The sequence below is a fragment of the Streptomyces silvisoli genome (genome assembly GCF_029269905.1).
GTDB classification, from domain to species: Bacteria; Actinomycetota; Actinomycetes; order Streptomycetales; family Streptomycetaceae; genus Streptantibioticus_A; species Streptantibioticus_A silvisoli_A.
Map to the genome: position 1 here is coordinate 1 of NZ_JARJBC010000002.1, position 17501 is coordinate 17501.

The following is a 17501-nucleotide window of genomic DNA, read 5'->3' on the forward strand; positions in this document are numbered from 1 at the left end:
CAAGCAGGCACTGCTGGCCCTCGCCCGCCGACGCCTCAACGTTCTGTGGGCGATGATCCGTGACGGCCAGTGCTACCAAGGTTCACCTCCCGTCACGACTGCGGCTTGACATCACGATTGGGAAGTCCCTTGCAGGTAGTCAGCGTGTGCGGCGGCGATGGGCAGCCCGGTGCGGTTCTCGACCCACGACCAGGTGCCAGCCGGGTTGTTCTCGAAGAACACCCAGTCGTCGTCTGGAGTCACGGCGAAGTCGAATGAACCGAACACAATTCCGTAGGAAGCCATGAAGCGCCGCACGGCCGTTGCCACCGCTTCGGGCGCGGTGGTCGTGCCGTACTCGATTGCCTCGTAGTCCGTGCGCCAGTCCGTACGTGCCTTCTCGGAGGTGCCGAGCAGGGTCCCCGCGAACATGTTGCCGTCCACGGCCACCAGGCGGACTTCGTACTTCTTCGGGATGGCTTCCTGTAGATAGTGCGCGGTCAGTCGAATGCTGTCGTCAAAGTCAGCCGGGTCGATTCGATGAGTCGCCACCATCATTTGCCGGTCCTTGCCCGTGTTCAGGCGCCCACCGAGGACTGGCTTACAGATCAGCGGTCCGTCCACCTGCTTGGCGAAGGCGCGAGCGGCATCGGGATCGTTGGTGACGATGCTGCGTGGCACCCTCAAACCCACGCGGGTGGCAGCGACAAGCTGTTGTGGTTTGTGCGCGGCAATGCGGTCGTAGTGCGGGTTGTTGATCCAGCGGACGGGGAGCGCGGACAGCAGGTTCAGCATCGCGGCATCCGCCTGGTTCTGCGCCCAGGTCGAGTACGGCTCTTTCACGGTGTCGGCAATGACAGGGCGTCCGGGCCGCCTGTAGTAGACGGCCCGGACGTCCTCCAGCCGCACCGATCGGTGTCCGTCGTCCAGCTTTCCTTCCCACCCAGCGACAGTCGGCCGGTGGCCAGCGGTCAGGGTGATCTTCTGCGGGAAGTCGGCTGAATCGAAGCGCATCACGGGCACGTTCCGCTGATTGAGTTGGTCCACAACCATGTCAGCAGAGGCGTCGAGTCGTTCAGCGACGACGAGCACAGGTCGGGCGGCACCCATCAGGATGCCGGTGCGAAGTACGGGTCGGCTACGTCGTCGCCCTGGCCGTCCTTGTTGGTGTCTGTGGTCGATGCGGCATGGTCGGCGGTGTGCCAGGGCGTACCGTCCGCCTGCACATTGAGCTGACGATCCTCGTCCCAGGTGACCCCCTTGACGGACGTGGTGACTAGGCAAGGCGGTGCGGCGGCACGGGCAGCGAACGGAATCGTGGCGGTGGTCATCGATCCTCCATGGCGTGTGCTTCCAACCCCGTCGGCGGTTGCACGGCGGGGAACTTGGGGGCTACGCGACCTCGCGGTAAGCGGACGGGATGTAACGCCGCTCCGTTGGAAAGGCCACTGTGGCAGGCCGAACGGTGGGTGAGTAGCGGGCCGTGAGGCCGTGGGTCGTGGCCACCGCATAGGCCAAAATCAGTGTTCGCCGCTGTCTGGCGGCGTCCGGTCGGGGACAGCCATTGGTGGCGGGGAATCGGGCTGCTGCGGCGGGAGTTGGGCGCGGCATGCGCTGACGAGCACTCCGAGAGTCACGACCTGGGCAGCGATCCACGCCAGGGTGGCTAATCGACCGTCGGCAGCGGGTAACCGGTGGCGCCCGTTCACTGTGCGTCCGTCGGTCGAAGCGTCGCTGCGTCAGCTGTCCACTCTTCGCCTCCGCCCTCTGGGCGCAGGAAACACTTAGCGCTCGGGGCACCGGTCGCGGGATCGCCGATGAACTGGATGATGCCCTCGCGGTCCTTTCCGGGGTCGTAAGCGCGGGCTCCTTCTCGTACCCAAGTCGGGCGCTCGCTGGTCATTGCTCCTCCATCGGGGGTTCCGCCGTCCGCACCGTTCGGGCGCTGGTTGCGGGCAGCGGCGGTATACGGCTTGCAGCGTCAGAACAGGTCTGGATGTGTGAGGCGCTGCCACGACGCAGTGAACGCCTGTGGAGGGAAGGCCAGTAACCCCACGCTGTACCCCCTGCGCGTGTACACACGGTGGGGGTATGGTCACTGAATCGCCGTCAACCTTCTGGGGGTTGAGGATGGACTTACCGCCGTCACCGGCTGCGCTACCGGACCCGCTGCGCACTGATCCGGAGGTGATTGCCGCCGCTGCTCGGCGCGATATCGGCGCCCTCTTCGCTATCGCGCATCGGTTTGGGGTCTCCTACAACAAGATCAGCACCGCCTGTGGAATCCCTGCGGAACGCGTCGGGAGGTTGGCCCGCGGTGACGGGGAGATCCGCGCTATCGATGTCATTGAGCGTGTGGCGGACGGCCTACGTCTTCCGGGTGACCTATTGGGCTTAAGTGCGCGACCCTGGGAGCAGTTCGCCCCTTCCATCGTCACGGAGCGCGCCAATGCACACGATGGTGATGACCCGATGAAGCGCCGCGACCTCTTGCGTGGTGCTCTTGCTGCCGGGGTAGCTGCCCCCGGTCTGCCTACGCTCACGGCTGCCCGACAGCGTCTTGACGCTGCGTTCGCCAACACCGATCACGCTGACCTCGAATATTTGGAGGGCCAGGCCGAGCGGTACAGCTACGGGTACCACGGCCAGGACCCTCACGCGGTGCTCGGCGCCCTCGCGGATGACTGCACGAATGTGGTCACGCTGCTGGATCGTCCGCAGACCGCACATGCACGACGTCGGCTTGCGCACGTGGGCGGGCAGCTCGCTGGCTCGCTAGCGATCGTGATGCACGATGTCGGCGAACACCGAGACGCGCAAGGGTGGTTCGCCACAGCGGCGCGTGCGGCCGGGGAGTCTGGCGATGGTCGCCTAGGCGCGTGGGTGCTGGGGCGCCATGCGATGGTGCCACTGAACTACGGTGCGCCTGGACGCGCGGCGGACCTCGCGCAGCGCGCTCGGTATGAGGCCGGAGAGGACCCGTCGGCCCCTGCCGCTCTCGCCGCCGCAGTTGCTGCCCGTGCCTACGCTGCTCAGGGCGACCGGGAACAGGCGCTCGCTGCCGTAGCGGATGCTGAACGGTTGATGGGCCAGATCAGCCCTCAGCAGGCTGCGGACACCTGGACTGGCTACCCCAGGCAGAAGCATTTGGTGCACATGTCCCAGGCGCTCACCTTGCTGGGCGACACCAGCCGTGCGTACGCGGTCCAGGCCGAGGCCCTGTCGTTATCTCGGTCGCCGTCGCTGATGACCCGCGCGCTCCTGGCGATTGACCGGGCGTCCTGTCTGGTGCACGACGGGGAGATCGAGGAAGCGGCGCACACAGCAGCGCAGGCATACGGCACGCTTCCGGCCGGGTACCGCACAGGGTTGACGCGTGAGCGCGCGCTGGCGCTCTATCGAGCGCTCCCTCAAGATGCGCGGGGGCGTGATCTTCTGCGAGACGCTCTCGCCGCCTGACGCTTCCGGCCGCGTCGCTCGGCAGAGTTAGACCAGCCCGACCATGCATCAGCCACGGTCGGGCTCTTTCGTGGCTCCAACTTATACGAATAAGTGCTTGACGTAGATGATGGTCCGATCAGCGGAAATGATTCTGCACTGTGACGGGATCGATACCCTGGGTGTCGAGAGGGAGGTGGTGGTGCGGGTGGCCAAGACCGTGATCGACATCGACGAAGAGGCGTTGGCTCTCGCGGCCCGGGCGCTCGGCACGAAGACCAAGAAGGACACGGTCAACGCGGCGCTCCACGAGGTGGCGGCGCGGGTCCGGCGCGAAGAGGCGCTGCGGGACCTGGTCGAGATGGCGGAGGACGGCGTGTTCGACAAGGCCCTGGGGGAGGTGCGGTGCTCGCAGACGGAGCCGATCGCTTCCTGATCGACGCGTCGGCGGCTGCCCGGGTCCACCGGGCGGCGGCACTGGAGAAGTGGGCGCCGGTGCTCAGGCAGGGCCGCGTCGGGATGTGCGAGGCGACGCGCGTCCAGCTGCTGCGTTCGGCCCGCTCAGCGGACGAGTACGACCGGCTCGCCGACGGGTTCGCGTCGTTGTACGGCCGGTACGGGGTGACGGAGGAGGCGTGGACGCGGGCCAGGGCGCTGCAGCGGAACCTGGTTCGGGCGGGCTGCCACCGGTCCGCTGGGGTGGCCGGGCTGCTGGTCGCGGTCACCGCGCTCGACCACCGCCTCACGCTGCTGCACTACGACCGGGGCTTCGAGACCATCGCCCAGCACACCGAGCTGAAGACCCGCTGGCTCGCCGAGCCCGGGTCCCTGGGCTGAGTCCCGCCCAGCCACCCCGGCCGCGTAACCTTGGGAGAGGTATGACCGCTCTCATGAAGGACTGAACGACACTGGGCAAGCGACAGCCCGAAGGCCCTCCGCCCGCACCCGCGGTGCAGCGCATCCGACTGCGCTACACCAAGCGGGGCCGCCTTCGGTTCACCAGCCACCGCGACTTCCAGCGCGCGTTCGAGCGGGCGCTGCGCCGCGCCGAGGTGCCCATGGCGTACTCGGCGGGGTTCACCCCGCACCCCAAGGTCAGCTACGCCAACGCCGCACCCACCGGTGTGGCCAGCGAAGCCGAGTACCTGGAGATCGCTCTCACCGCACCGCGTGACCCCGAGAAGCTGCGGGTGCTGCTCGACGAGTCGCTGCCGCCCGGCCTTGATGTGATCGACGCGGTGGAGGCGCACACCTCCGGCCTCGCCGACCGGCTGGAGGCCTCGGTGTGGCAGCTGCGGCTGGAGGGCGTGGAGCCCGCCGAGGCGCAGCGCGCGGTGGACGCGTTCCTCGCCGCGGAGGCGGTCGAGGTCCGGCGTACCACGAAGAACGGTGTGCGGACCTTCGACGCGCGTGCCGCGGTGACGGAGCTGACGGTGGTACCGCCGGACGCGTCGCCGCAGGACACGGCGGACGCGCTGACATCCGTAGAGCAGAGTGCCGATAGGCCGGGACGTGGTAGCTGTGCGATACTGCGGCTGGTTGTTCGGCATCTGACACCTGCCGTACGACCCGACGACGTCCTGTCCGGCCTCCGTTCGACGGCCGACCTCGCGCCGCCGGTCCCCGCAGCGGTGACCAGGCTGGCGCAGGGGCCGCTTGACGAGAAGACCGGCACGGTGACCGATCCGTTCGCGCCAGACCGCGACGCCGCCTCGGCCGTACTCAACACGGCCGCCGGGCAGTCCGTTGCGACAGTGCCGGGCGGTCCCGCGTAGGACCGTCGTTGACGCATCGCCGATGCGCCAGGGAGTCGCCTCGCCGCCCGTCACCGGGCGGGCAGGGGTCGTTCTTAGCGTCCGGCGACGCGCTGACCAGGAGACTTTCGCCGGTCTCGGCCATCAGGACGGGCCCGGCGAGTGAGACAACAGCTCCCGTGTGGCGCCCGTGCCCCGGGCCGCGCAGCCGTGAAACAGCGGCCGCGGCCGGAACCAGAGCGCGGCGCCCGGGAGCGTGACGGGAGAAACGCCCGCATGCTCGATACCCCCGAGCCCGGCAACGCGGCGCCCGAGGCGCCGAACGGCAGTGATTCCGGCGTGAGCGCCGAATCCCAGACCCCGGCGGCGCCCCGCCGTCGGCGTAGGGCCGCTTCGCGCCCGGCCGGTCCACCGGCTGCCGCGTCCGCCGAGGACACACAGACCACTTCCGAGAAGCCCGCCGCCCCGGAGGCGCCAGCCGCCACCGAGTCGGCAGAGGCCCCACCGGCGCGTACGACCGCCACCCGGCGTCGCGCCACCCGTAAGGCCACCGCGCCCGCGGGCCCGCCGAAGGCCGCCGAGGAAGCTCCTGAGGCGCCCGCCGCAGAGGCCGAGGAGGCGCCCGCCCGCACCCCGCGGCGTCGCGCCACCCGTAAGGCCGCCGCCCCGGAGGCGCCCGCCGCCACCGAGGAAGCCGCGGCCGAGGAGGCCCCGCAGCGCGCCCGCCGCACTCGCAAGCGCGCCGCCGCGGAGCCCGGCGACGACTCCCGTCGGCTGAAGCCCGGCTCCCTCGCTCCCAAGGAGGAGGCCGAGCCGGAGCAGGCGCCCATCGAGGCCGCCGCGGAGCCCGACGTGGCCCCGCAGCGCACCCGCCGTCGCACCCGTAAGGCCACCGCGGAGGCCGGGCCGCCCTCGTTCGCCGCCGCGGACAGCGACACGACCGAGCCGGTGGCGTCCATGGCGCCCGAGGAGGACGTGTCCGAGGAGCCGGTACGCGGCCGTCGCCGCGCCGTCCGGCCGCCCACGGCCGTCTTCCAGCCGCCGGTCTTCACCGCGGCCGAGGCCGCCAGTGCGGCCGCCGAGGACGAGGAGGAGGGCGGTTCGCGCCGTCGCCGCCGTCGCCGGGTCGCCGCCGAGGAGGCGCCGGTGACCGCTCCCGCCGAGGAGCCGACCGCCGCTGAGGAGGCCGCCGAGGAGGCGGAACCGGAGGCCGAGCACGAGGACGAGACCGGCGAGCGCCCGTCCCGTCGCCGCCGCCGTGGCGGCCGTCGCCGCCGTCGTGGCGACGCGGCCGAGGCCGAGGCGGACGGCGAGGAGGAGGCCGAGACCGAGGCCGCCCAGCCGCAGGCCGAGCAGGAGCCGGAGGAGGCCGAGGACGAGGAGGCCGAGTACGGCAGCAGCACCAGCCGTCGCCGCCGCCGTCGGCGCCGCCGCAGCGGTGAGGCGGCCGGTGAGGCGGAGGCCCCGGCCGACGAGGACGGTGTGCGTACCGTCGTCAAGATCCGCGAGCCGCGCAAGAAGAAGGAGGAGCCGTCCGACGAGGTCCAGTCCATCAAGGGCTCGACCCGTCTGGAGGCGAAGAAGCAGCGCCGTCGCGAGGGCCGTGAGCAGGGCCGTCGCCGGGTGCCGATCATCACCGAGGCCGAGTTCCTGGCGCGCCGCGAGGCGGTCGAGCGGGTGATGGTGGTCCGTGAGAGCGGCGAGCGCACCCAGATCGGCGTCCTTGAGGACGGCGTGCTGGTCGAGCACTTCGTCAACAAGGAGCAGGCCACCTCCTACGTCGGCAACGTCTACCTGGGCAAGGTCCAGAACGTGCTGCCGTCGATGGAGGCCGCGTTCGTCGACATCGGCAAGGGCCGCAACGCCGTGCTGTACGCGGGCGAGGTCAACTTCGAGGCGCTGGGTCTGGCGGGCGGTCCGCGCCGCATCGAGTCCGCGCTGAAGTCCGGCCAGTCCGTGCTGGTCCAGGTCACCAAGGACCCGATCGGCCACAAGGGCGCCCGGCTGACCAGCCAGGTCTCGCTGCCCGGCCGCTACCTGGTCTACGTGCCCGAGGGCTCGATGACCGGCATCAGCCGCAAGCTCCCGGACACCGAGCGGGCGCGGCTGAAGCAGATCCTCAAGAAGATCGTCCCCGAGGACGCGGGCGTCATCGTGCGCACCGCCGCCGAGGGCGCGAGCGAGGAGGAACTGCGCCGCGACGTCGAGCGGCTGCAGGCGCAGTGGGAGGAGATCCAGAAGAAGGCGAAGAACGGCAACGCCCCGACGCTGCTGTACGGCGAGCCGGACATGACCGTCCGGGTCGTGCGCGACATCTTCAACGAGGACTTCTCCAAGGTCATCATCAGCGGCGACAACGCATGGGAGACCATCCACGGATATGTCTCGCACGTCGCGCCCGACCTGGTGGACCGGCTGCAGAAGTGGACCTCCGAGGTCGACGCCTTCGCCACCTACCGGATCGACGAGCAGCTGCTGAAGGCGCTGGACCGCAAGGTCTGGCTGCCGTCCGGTGGTTCGCTGGTGATCGACCGGACGGAGGCGATGGTCGTCATCGACGTCAACACCGGCAAGTTCACCGGCCAGGGCGGCAACCTGGAGGAGACGGTCACCAGGAACAACCTGGAGGCGGCCGAGGAGATCGTGCGCCAGCTGCGGCTGCGCGACCTCGGCGGCATCATCGTGATCGACTTCATCGACATGGTGCTGGAGTCCAACCGCGACCTGGTCATGCGGCGGCTGCTGGAGTGCCTGGGCCGGGACCGCACCAAGCACCAGGTCGCCGAGGTCACCTCGCTGGGACTGATCCAGATGACCCGCAAGCGGGTGGGTCAGGGTCTGCTGGAGTCCTTCTCCGAGACCTGTGTGCACTGCAACGGCCGCGGTGTCATCGTCCACATGGAGCAGGCCACCACGCCCGGTGGCGGCGGCAAGCGCAAGAAGAAGGGCCGTGCGGCAGCGCAGCCCGAGGCGGTGGAGGCGGCCACGGTGGCCGAAGCCGCGGAGGCGCTGGAGGCCGCTGAGGTGGTCGAGCCCGTCGAGGTCACCGAGCGCGAGCTGGTGCCCGCCATCGGCGGCGACGAGGAGTGGTTCGGCAGCCCGGCCGAGGCGGAGGCCGCGGCGAAGGCCGCCGCTCCGCGCGGCCGCCGGCGGGCGACCAGGGCCGCGAGCGCTCCGGCGGGCGCGCCGAAGCAGGCCGAGGCGGAGGTCGTCGTACCGGCGGCCCCGGTCGCGGCTGAGCCCGAGCCCGAGCCGGAGCCCGAGGCGGCGCCGGAGCCGGTACGTCCGCGCCGCCGCTCCCGCAAGGCGACCGCGCCCGCGGGCTCGCCCAAGGCCGCCGAGGAGGCAGCCGCCGCAGAGGTCATCGTCGTCCCGGCGGCACCGGCCGAGGCCGCGCCCGAGGCGGCCCCGGTCGAGACGGCACCGGCCGCCGAGGTGGCCGAGCCCGGGGCGGTACGTCCGCGTCGGCGCGCCCGTAAGGCGTCGGCTCCGGCCGGCCCGCCGCCCGCTGCGGCGGAGGCGGAGGCGGCTGTGGTGGTCGTCCCGGCGGCACCGGTGGAGGCCGTGGAGGCCGCCGAGGAGCCCGAGCCCGCGCCCAAGAAGCGGGCGGCTCGCAAGACGGCGGTCAAGAAGGCTCCCGCGAAGAAGGCGGCGGCCAAGAAGACCGCTGCCGCGAAGAAGACGACGACCAAGAAGGCCGCCGCCAAGAAGACCACGACCAAGAAGGCCGTGGCCAAGAAGGCGGCCGCCGCCCCGGCGGACGAGTCGTAAGCCCGCGGTCGGGCGGGTGGGTCTTCCCGCCCGCCCGCCCACCTTTTCGCCGTCACCGCCCCCGCCGGGTCCGCCCGGACGGGGGCGGTGACGTAGGGGACGGGGTGGGCGGGAACCCCCCCGGTTTGACCCCGCCGAAGGCGCCCCGTAACCTTGACCTTCGGCGTTTCTGCGCCCACTCCTGAGCAAATCCCTCCCGCTCCTGTCGGGAGAGGCTCACACAGCGAACCTCGTGCGGGCTGGCATCGGGAGTGCCATTTCGAGCGAGAGAGTGAGATCCGCGTTGTACGCAGTCGTGCGTAGCGGTGGCCGCCAGCACAAGGTTGCTGTCGGTGACATCGTCGAGGTTGACAAGATTTCCACCGCCAAGGTTGGCGACACGGTCGAGCTCTCGACCCTGCTCGTTGTCGATGGCGACTCCGTCACCAGCGACCCGTGGGTGCTGGCGGGCGTGAAGGTCCAGGCCGAGGTCGTGGACCACCACAAGGGTGCCAAGATCGACATCCTGCGGTACAAGAACAAGACCGGTTACCGCCGGCGCCAGGGCCACCGCCAGCAGTACACGGCAGTGAAGATCACCGGCATCCCCACGGCTGCGAAGTAAGGGACTGAGGAGAGATGGCACACAAGAAGGGCGCATCGTCCACCCGGAACGGTCGCGACTCCAACGCTCAGCGGCTCGGCGTGAAGCGCTTCGGCGGTCAGGTCGTCAACGCCGGTGAGATCCTGGTCCGCCAGCGCGGCACTCACTTCCACCCGGGCAACGGCGTTGGCCGCGGTGGCGACGACACGCTGTTCGCCCTCACCGCCGGTGCGGTCGAGTTCGGCACCAGCCGTGGTCGCAAGGTTGTGAACATCGTTCCGGCCAGCTGAAACAACCAGCTGCCGTAACGCGACACACCGAGGGCGGACCTCGCTTCCCGCACCGGGAGGCAGGTCCGCCCTCGATGTGTTTGGCAAACCGATAGAAATCCCTAGGAGGCCCAGACCATGACCACCTTCGTGGACCGCGTCGAACTGCATGTCGCCGCGGGTAACGGAGGCCACGGCTGCGCCTCCGTGCACCGGGAGAAGTTCAAGCCGCTGGGCGGCCCGGACGGCGGCAACGGCGGTCGCGGCGGCGATGTGATCCTGGTGGTCGACACCGGCATCACCACGCTGATCGACTACCACCACTCCCCGCACCGCAAGGCCACCAACGGCAAGCCCGGCGAAGGCGGCAACCGCTCCGGCGCGGACGGCCAGGACCTGGTCCTGCCGGTCCCGGACGGCACGGTCGTACTGGACGCCAAGGGCAACGTACTGGCCGACCTGGTGGGCCAGGGCACCTCGTTCATCGCCGCCCAGGGCGGTCGCGGCGGCCTGGGCAACGCCGCGCTGGCCTCCGCGCGCCGCAAGGCCCCCGGTTTCGCGCTGCTCGGCGAGCCCGGCCAGGCGCACGACATCGTGCTCGAACTGAAGACGGTCGCGGACGTGGCGCTGGTCGGCTACCCGAGCGCGGGCAAGTCGTCGCTGATCTCGGTGCTCTCCGCGGCCAAGCCGAAGATCGCCGACTATCCGTTCACCACGCTGGTGCCCAACCTCGGTGTGGTGACGGCCGGTTCGACGGTCTACACCATCGCCGACGTGCCCGGGCTGATCCCGGGTGCCAGCCAGGGCAAGGGCCTCGGTCTGGAGTTCCTGCGCCATGTCGAGCGCTGTTCGGTGCTGGTGCACGTACTGGACACCGCGACGCTCGAATCGCACCGCGACCCGGTCACCGACCTCGATGCGATCGAAGCCGAACTGGCGGAGTACGGCGGTCTCGGGGACCGGCCGCGGATCGTGGTGCTCAACAAGGTGGACATCCCGGACGGCCAGGACCTCGCCGATCTGATCCGTCCCGACCTGGAGGCCCGCGGCTACCAGGTCTTCGAGGTGTCGGCGGTCTCCCGGCACGGGCTGCGGGAACTGTCCTTCGCGCTGGCGGACATCGTCGCCAGGGCGCGGGCCGCCAGGCCGGTGCAGGAGGCGACCCGGATCGTCATCCGCCCGCAGGCCGTGGACGACGCGGGCTTCACCGTCACCGTCGAGGACGGCTTCTACCGGGTGCGCGGCGAGAAGCCGGAACGCTGGGTCCGGCAGACCGACTTCAACAACGACGAGGCCGTCGGCTACCTCGCCGACCGGCTCAACCGCCTCGGTGTGGAAGAGGAGTTGGTGAAGGTCGGCGCCCGCGCGGGCGACCAGGTGGTGATCGGCCCGGAGGAGGACGCGGTCGTCTTCGACTGGGAGCCCTCGCTGGCCGCCGGTGCCGAGATGCTGGGCCGCCGCGGCGAGGACCACCGCTTCGACGCCCCGCGCCCGGCCGCCCAGCGGCGCAAGGACCGCGACGCCGAACGCGACGAGGCGGAGCGCGAGTACGACGAGTTCAATCCGTTCTGACGTCGTTCCGCGGTTCGATACTCGGAGGCGAACGGTCCGCCGAGTCCCGTACATTGCGCTCGGCGGAACGGGACCAGCAGGAAGTTGTGGGGTACACGCGGTGGTACGGCAGCAGGACGCGGGTCTGAGAGGCGATGTGACGGCGGCCCGCAGGGTCGTCGTCAAGGTCGGTTCGTCCTCGCTGACCACCGCCGCGGGCGGCCTGGACGCCGACCGGGTGGACGCGTTGGTGGACGTGCTGGCGAAGTGCCGGGACAGCAGGGAGATCGTGCTGGTCTCCTCGGGCGCGATCGCCGCCGGGCTCGCCCCGCTGGGTCTGGCCAGGCGCCCTCGCGACCTGGCCCGTCAACAGGCCGCCGCCAGCGTGGGCCAGGGGCTGCTGGTCGCCCGCTACACCGCGTCGTTCGCGCGGTACGGGATCCGGGTCGGGCAGGTGCTGCTGACCGCCGATGACGTCAGCCGCCGGGCGCACTACCGCAACGCCTACCGCACGCTGGACAAGCTGCTCGCCATGGGCGCCCTGCCGATCGTCAACGAGAACGACACGGTGGCCACCGACGAGATCAGGTTCGGCGACAACGACCGGCTGGCCGCGCTCGTCGCCCACCTGGTCCGCGCCGACCTGCTGGTGCTGCTCTCCGACGTGGACGGGCTGTACGACGGCGATCCGCGCTCCCCGGGCGCCCAGCGGATCGCGGAGGTGGCCGGTCCGCGGGACCTCGACGGGGTGTCGATCGGCAGCGCGGGCAAGGCCGGTGTGGGCACCGGCGGCATGGTGACCAAGGTGGAGGCGGCCGGTATCGCCGCGGCGGCGGGTGTGCCGGTGGTGCTCACCTCGGCGACGCACGCCGCGGACGCGCTGGCCGGGCGGCCGACCGGCACCCTGTTCCACCGCACCGGCAAGCGTTCCGCGGACCGGCTGCTGTGGCTGGCGCATGCTTCCGCCCCGCGCGGCGCGTTGCGGCTGGACGCCGGAGCGGTCAAGGCGGTGGTGGAGCGGCGCACATCGCTGCTGCCCGCCGGGCTGACCGGGGTTGAGGGGCACTTCTCCGCGGGTGACCCGGTGGACCTGGTCGACGAGACCGGTCGGGCGGTCGCCCGCGGTCTGGTCAACTTCGACGCCAAGGAGCTGCCGAGGCTGCTCGGCCGGTCCACCCGGGAGCTGGCCGCGGAACTCGGTCCGGCGTACGAGCGCGAGGTGGTGCACCGCGACGACCTGGTCGTGCTGCGGTGAAGGCCGTGTGAAGGCTGGCAGGCGGGTCGACGATCCGAGGGCTTCTTGGGGAAAAACGCCCCGCGGTCGGCCCGGGACTGGTCAACTTTGATGCGGGGGGCCGTTTCCACACAGGAAACTCCAAACAAGAACGTCCGAATCACACGCAAGCCCAGCAGAGCATGCCAGGCAGGATCGCCAGACCCCGCACCACAATCCGCTGACCCCAAGGCGGAGAACGCATACAGGAGGCCGCCGGTGAGACGAGGGCGCCCGGGGGCGCTGCCCCGAGGAACGGCGGAACGGACCCTGACCAGCGTCGACGGCATACAGACGGACCGTCCAGGACAGGATCCGGCGCCGGAATCGCACAGCCGGGAGCGCGACGCCTCCCGTCTGTGGCATGTCACGCTCAGCGTCTCGGGGGACGAGGCGCCACTCACGGAGGTCAGACGGGCGCTGGAGCAACTCGCCCACGATCACCCCTTCCTGCTGACCAGCCGCTACGCCACCACCCACGCGGAGATCCGCTACTGGGAGGAGGCGCGCGACCTGCATGACGCGGCGGCCATCGCGCTGCGGCTGTGGGGCGAGCACCGCGCCACCGCCAAGTTGCCGCCCTGGGAGATCGTCGGTCTTGAGGTCATCGACCGCGAGACGTACCACCAGCGCGTGGCCGAAGGCTATGGGCCGCCGCCCGCCACCCCGGTCGGGGTGCACCCGTACTGATCCGGTCCGGCATGTGGAATCACGGTCCGGCATGCCGCCGCAGGTCAGTAGGCTTCCCCCATGACCAGTAGCGCGACCTCGCCCGTACTTGACACCGCCCGCCGTGCGAAGGCGGCCGCCGCCGTGCTCGCACCGCTGCCGCGGTCCGTACGCGACGGCGCGCTGCTCGCGATCGCCGACGCGCTGCGCGCCCGTACCGGGGAGATCGTCGCGGCCAACGCGGAGGACATCGACAAGGCCCGCCGCGAAATGGCGGCGGCCGGTGGCGGGCGACGGGCGGGCGGCAGCAGCGAGGCGCTCATCGACCGGCTCACCCTCACCCCGGAGCGGATCGAGGCCATCGCCGCGGACGTGACCAAGGTGGTGGCGCTGCCCGACCCGGTCGGTGAGGTGCTGCGCGGCTCCACGCTGCCCAACGGCCTTGAGCTGCGCCAGGTCCGGGTCCCGCTCGGTGTGGTCGGCATCATCTACGAGGCCCGGCCGAACGTCACCGTGGACGCCGCCGTGCTCTGCCTGAAGTCCGGCAACGCGGTACTGCTGCGCGGGTCCTCGTCCGCGTACGCCTCCAACACCGCGCTGGTCGCGGTGCTGAGGGACGCGGTGCAGGCGGCCGGACTGCCCGCGGACGCGGTGCAGTTGGTGCCCGGCGAGAGCCGTGACTCGGTCAAGGAGCTGATGCGCGCCCGCGGTCTGGTGGACGTGCTCATCCCGCGCGGTGGCGCCTCGCTGATCAGGACGGTCGTGGAGGAGTCCACGGTGCCGGTGATCGAGACCGGGGTCGGCAACTGCCATGTGTACGTGGACGAGCACGCCGATCTCGACATGGCCGTGAAGATCCTGGTCAACGCCAAGGCGTCGCGGCCGAGCGTGTGCAACGCCGCGGAGACGGTGCTGGTGCACGCCGCCGTCGCCGACGCGTTCCTGCCCCGGGCGCTGGCCGCGCTCGCCGAGGCCGGGGTGACCGTACACGGCGACGAGCGCTGGCAGCGGGCCTCCGACGCCGTGCTGGCGGCCACCGAGGAGGACTGGGCGACCGAGTACCTGTCGTACGACATCGCCGCCGCCGTGGTGCCCGACCTGGACGCCGCCGTGGCGCACATCCGCCGGTGGTCCTCGGGACACACCGAGGCCATCGTCACCCGCGACCAGTCCGCCGCCCGCCGCTTCGTGGCGCTGGTGGACTCCACCGCCGTGATGGTCAACGCCTCGACCCGGTTCACCGACGGCGGCCAGTTCGGCTTCGGCGCCGAAATCGGCATCTCCACCCAGAAGTTGCACGCCCGCGGACCGATGGGCCTGCCCGAGCTGACCTCCACCAAGTACGTGGTGACCGGCGACGGTCACATCCGCTGACCGTCCGCCCGCTGGCGCGAAGTGGCGGCCGCCACGGTCGAATTCGGCTTCCGACTGCCCAACCCGGCCTTCCCGGGATTACTCTGGACGGGTGTCTGAGGATGTGGGCGGCAAGCCGTTCCCGGACGGTGAGGACCACGGCGGCGCGGACGACGAGTTCGCATCCGTGGTGTTCGACGAGGCCTTCGTACGGGCGGCGACGCTCCATGAACCCACCGCGCACGAGCGGCTGTTGGCCGCCGCACAGGCCTGGACGGAGGCGGACGCCGCACGCGCCAGGATCGGCGGGGTGGAGGACGACGTCCTCGACGACGAGACGCCGCGCTACGGCGCCTACCGCTACCGCAGCTTCGCGGACGACACCGACGACGCCCTCGACCGCTACGGCCACCCGCACCGGCACGCCTACCGCGGCCACACCCGCTGGCAGCGCACCGTCGCCTGGGTGCTGGCCCTTGTGATGGGCATCGGGGTGATCGCCCTGACCTTCGTGGCCGTCTACCGGGGCGCCGGTGGCGGCGGTCGGCAGCCCGCGCCCGTGCCCGCCACCGGCCGGGTGGACACCGCGCCGCCACAGGTCCGGGCGGCGTCGCCCGCCGGGCCGCCCTGAGCGAGCCGGGGCGGCGCGAGGAGCGCCCGGGACGTGCCGGTGACGGCCACTCAAAACTTGTCTCGTACCGGGGCGTTCACCTGCGGCACGGCCGACCTACTCTTGTTGTATGGCCGGGCGTGCAGACCCTCCGGAGGGGACACCCGAGGGCGTCCCGGGGGGCGGTGACGACGAGTACCGATCCGTCGTGTTCGACGAGTCGTTCGTCCGGGCTGCCCGCATACAGGAGTTCTCGGCGCAGGAACGTATGGGCGGGACGGCCAGTGCGGTGCGCACCCGGCGGCCGCTCGGATGGATGGGCGCCGGGCGGCAGGCACTGGTCCTGGTGCTGCTGATCGCGATGGCCTTCGGCATCGCCCTGTACCTGGGCATACGGCACCCGTATCGGTCGGCCACGCCTGCGGACGTCGACCCGGCGCGGATCACCCTGGTGCCCTTGGCCCCGCAGGGGCCGGTGCCGGTCGCCGCCGCCGACCGGATGTTCGCCGCCGAGGACGCGGCGCACTACCAGGTGGGCGCCAAGGGCATCGTCCTGCCGCAGATCAGCGGCACCGACCACTTCTCGCAGAGCCAGGTGCTCCAGGCGGTGACCATCGCCAAGGAGTATCTGGCCGCCTCCTCGCTCGACCGCAGCGCGCTCACCGGCGGTGATGTACGCGCGGTGCGCGAACTGCTCAATCCCGGTCAACTCGACCAGTTCGACCGGAGTTTGGCGCACCCGGTCGATGACGGACAGTACGCCGCGATCGGATGGCTGGTCCGCTTCGACCCGGCCCGGATCGCGCTGGCCGACCCCGGGGTGCGGGTGCGCGGCAGCATGACGGTGAACGAGGACGGCCCCGGCGGCCTGCTGGTCGACACCGACCACACCATGGTCTACGTGGTGCGGGCGGTCGGCGCCGGACCCGACCAGGCCTCGCTGTTCACCGTACGGCGGCAGCTGAAGCTGTTCTTCGACCGCGCCGACCTGCGCAACCGCCAGGTGGAGGTGGAGCAGGCGGCGGTCGAGGCCGGGCCGCTCGCCTGCACAGGAAACCCGGCCGGGTACTTCCGTCCGCTACTGGCCGGACAGAGCGTGCCCGCCGGGGCCGGGGTGGACCCCTATGACCACGGCAGGCCGGTCACCTCGGTGTGCGGACTGCTCAGGACCGTTCCGAGCCCGAGCCCGATCCGGTGAACTTGTCCCGCAGCTTCCCGCCGATGTCCCCGGCGCCCGCGGCGATGTCGTTGATCAGGCCCATCAGCGGGTCCTTGCTGGACTTCACGTGGTCCGCGTAGTGGTTCGCGGACTCCTTGAAGGACTCGTAGACCGAGGTGTCCTTGTCGTCCTCGCGGCGCGGGTAGTGCCCGTCCATGATCCGCTGGTGGTCGCGGCTGCCCGCCCACTTCTTCAGCTCGGCCGCCCGCACCGTGGTGAACGGGTGGCTGCGCGGCAGCACGTTGAGGATCTTCAGCACGGAGTCGCGCAGGTCGCCGCCGGACTCGTACTCCTCCGCCTGCTTGAGGAACTCGTCCACGTTCATCTCGTGCAGGTGGTTGCCGCCCGCCAGCTTCATCAGCCCGCGCATCGACGCCTGCAGGTCCTGGCCGACCAGCAGCCCCGCCCGGTCCGCGGACAGCTCGGACTTGCGGAACCACTCGCGCAGCGCGGTGACGATCGCCATGACCGCCATGTTGCCCAGCGGGATCCACGCCACCCGCAGCGCCAGATTGGTCAGGAACAGCAGGATCGTGCGGTACACCGCGTGGCCGGACAGCGCGTGGCCCACCTCGTGCCCGACGACCGCGCGCATCTCCTCCTCGTCCAGCAGCTCCACCAGACCGGTGGTGACCACGATGATCGGCTCGTCCAGGCCGATGCACATGGCGTTGGGCTGCGGGTCCTGGTTGACGTACATCGGGGGGACCTTCTCCAGGTCCAGGATGTAGCAGGCGTCCCGCAGCATCGTGTTCAGATGCGGGAACTGCTGCTCGCTGACCCGTACCGAGTCCGACAGGAACAGCAGCCGCAACGACCGCTCCGGCAGCAGCCCGCTGAGCGCCTTGAACACGGTGTCGAAACCGCTCAGCTTGCGCAGCGCCACCAGCGCCGAGCGGTCCGCCGGATGCTCGTAGGCGCGTGACGATATCCCTGGGAAACGGGTGCGGTTACGGCTCGGCACCTGGTCGTTCGATTCGTTCGGCACGGTCATTGGGCCTCAATCCCCTGCTAGCCGTCTCGTGCTCGTCC

At 70.8% G+C, this 17501-nt stretch carries 16 protein-coding genes; 13 read left to right on the plus strand and 3 right to left on the minus strand.

Annotated elements, in window-relative coordinates; translation table 11 throughout:
• Positions 1–111: 111 nt before the first annotated feature.
• Together tgmB and P3G67_RS02975 are read right to left on the minus strand one after the other, a co-directional pair.
• Positions 112–1089, minus strand: coding sequence for an ATP-grasp ribosomal peptide maturase (gene tgmB, locus P3G67_RS02970; RefSeq protein ID WP_276092067.1), 978 nt, complete (start codon positions 1087–1089; stop codon positions 112–114).
• Complete coding sequence (locus P3G67_RS02975; RefSeq protein ID WP_276092068.1) at positions 1089–1310, minus strand: hypothetical protein; 222 nt, start codon at positions 1308–1310, stop codon at positions 1089–1091. The genes tgmB and P3G67_RS02975 overlap by 1 nt, the downstream gene beginning before the upstream one ends.
• A gap of 760 nt (positions 1311–2070) precedes the next feature.
• On the opposite strand from P3G67_RS02975, the gene P3G67_RS02980 reads away from it, so the two are divergent.
• From P3G67_RS02980 to P3G67_RS03040, 13 genes are all read left to right on the plus strand, one after another.
• Positions 2071–3438, plus strand: a complete 1368-nt coding sequence (locus tag P3G67_RS02980) for a hypothetical protein (RefSeq protein ID WP_276092069.1) — start codon at positions 2071–2073, stop codon at positions 3436–3438.
• 127 nt (positions 3439–3565) lie between these two features.
• Positions 3566–3853, plus strand: a complete 288-nt coding sequence (locus P3G67_RS02985) for a type II toxin-antitoxin system VapB family antitoxin (RefSeq protein WP_391858178.1) — start codon at positions 3566–3568, stop codon at positions 3851–3853.
• The gene (locus tag P3G67_RS02990; protein ID WP_276092070.1) at positions 3823–4254 is read left to right on the plus strand and encodes a VapC toxin family PIN domain ribonuclease; all 432 of its coding nucleotides are present in this window, start codon (positions 3823–3825) and stop codon (positions 4252–4254) included. The genes P3G67_RS02985 and P3G67_RS02990 overlap by 31 nt, the downstream gene beginning before the upstream one ends.
• Positions 4255–4367: 113 nt before the next feature.
• Complete coding sequence (locus P3G67_RS02995; protein WP_276092071.1) at positions 4368–5192, plus strand: TIGR03936 family radical SAM-associated protein; 825 nt, start codon at positions 4368–4370, stop codon at positions 5190–5192.
• A gap of 255 nt (positions 5193–5447) precedes the next feature.
• Positions 5448–8942, plus strand: coding sequence for an Rne/Rng family ribonuclease (locus P3G67_RS03000; RefSeq protein WP_276092072.1), 3495 nt, complete (start codon positions 5448–5450; stop codon positions 8940–8942).
• A gap of 283 nt (positions 8943–9225) precedes the next feature.
• Positions 9226–9546: a 50S ribosomal protein L21 gene (gene rplU, locus P3G67_RS03005; RefSeq protein WP_255928715.1), complete on the plus strand. Its 321-nt coding sequence runs from the start codon at positions 9226–9228 to the stop codon at positions 9544–9546.
• Between the two features lie 14 nt (positions 9547–9560).
• A complete protein-coding gene (gene rpmA, locus P3G67_RS03010) occupies positions 9561–9815 on the plus strand; it encodes a 50S ribosomal protein L27 (RefSeq protein ID WP_269854019.1) in 255 nt (84 codons plus the stop codon).
• A gap of 117 nt (positions 9816–9932) precedes the next feature.
• Positions 9933–11366 (plus strand): GTPase ObgE, encoded by a 1434-nt coding sequence (obgE, locus tag P3G67_RS03015; RefSeq protein ID WP_276092073.1) that lies wholly within the window; start codon positions 9933–9935, stop codon positions 11364–11366.
• A 136-nt stretch (positions 11367–11502) separates the two neighbouring features.
• Positions 11503–12600: a glutamate 5-kinase gene (gene proB / locus P3G67_RS03020; protein ID WP_276092414.1), complete on the plus strand. Its 1098-nt coding sequence runs from the start codon at positions 11503–11505 to the stop codon at positions 12598–12600.
• A gap of 237 nt (positions 12601–12837) precedes the next feature.
• Positions 12838–13308, plus strand: a complete 471-nt coding sequence (locus P3G67_RS03025) for a hypothetical protein (protein ID WP_269854022.1) — start codon at positions 12838–12840, stop codon at positions 13306–13308.
• Positions 13309–13368: 60 nt separating this feature from the next.
• Positions 13369–14661: a glutamate-5-semialdehyde dehydrogenase gene (locus P3G67_RS03030; RefSeq protein ID WP_276092074.1), complete on the plus strand. Its 1293-nt coding sequence runs from the start codon at positions 13369–13371 to the stop codon at positions 14659–14661.
• Positions 14662–14752: 91 nt separating this feature from the next.
• Positions 14753–15271 (plus strand): SCO2584 family spore wall biosynthesis protein, encoded by a 519-nt coding sequence (locus P3G67_RS03035; protein WP_269854024.1) that lies wholly within the window; start codon positions 14753–14755, stop codon positions 15269–15271.
• A gap of 109 nt (positions 15272–15380) precedes the next feature.
• Complete coding sequence (locus P3G67_RS03040) at positions 15381–16448, plus strand: SCO2583 family membrane protein (RefSeq protein WP_276092075.1); 1068 nt, start codon at positions 15381–15383, stop codon at positions 16446–16448.
• On the opposite strand, the gene P3G67_RS03045 is transcribed toward P3G67_RS03040, so the two are convergent.
• Positions 16414–17463 (minus strand): M48 family metallopeptidase, encoded by a 1050-nt coding sequence (locus tag P3G67_RS03045; protein WP_269854026.1) that lies wholly within the window; start codon positions 17461–17463, stop codon positions 16414–16416. The two genes, P3G67_RS03040 and P3G67_RS03045, sit on opposite strands and share 35 nt — an antisense overlap.
• Positions 17464–17501: the final 38 nt, after the last annotated feature.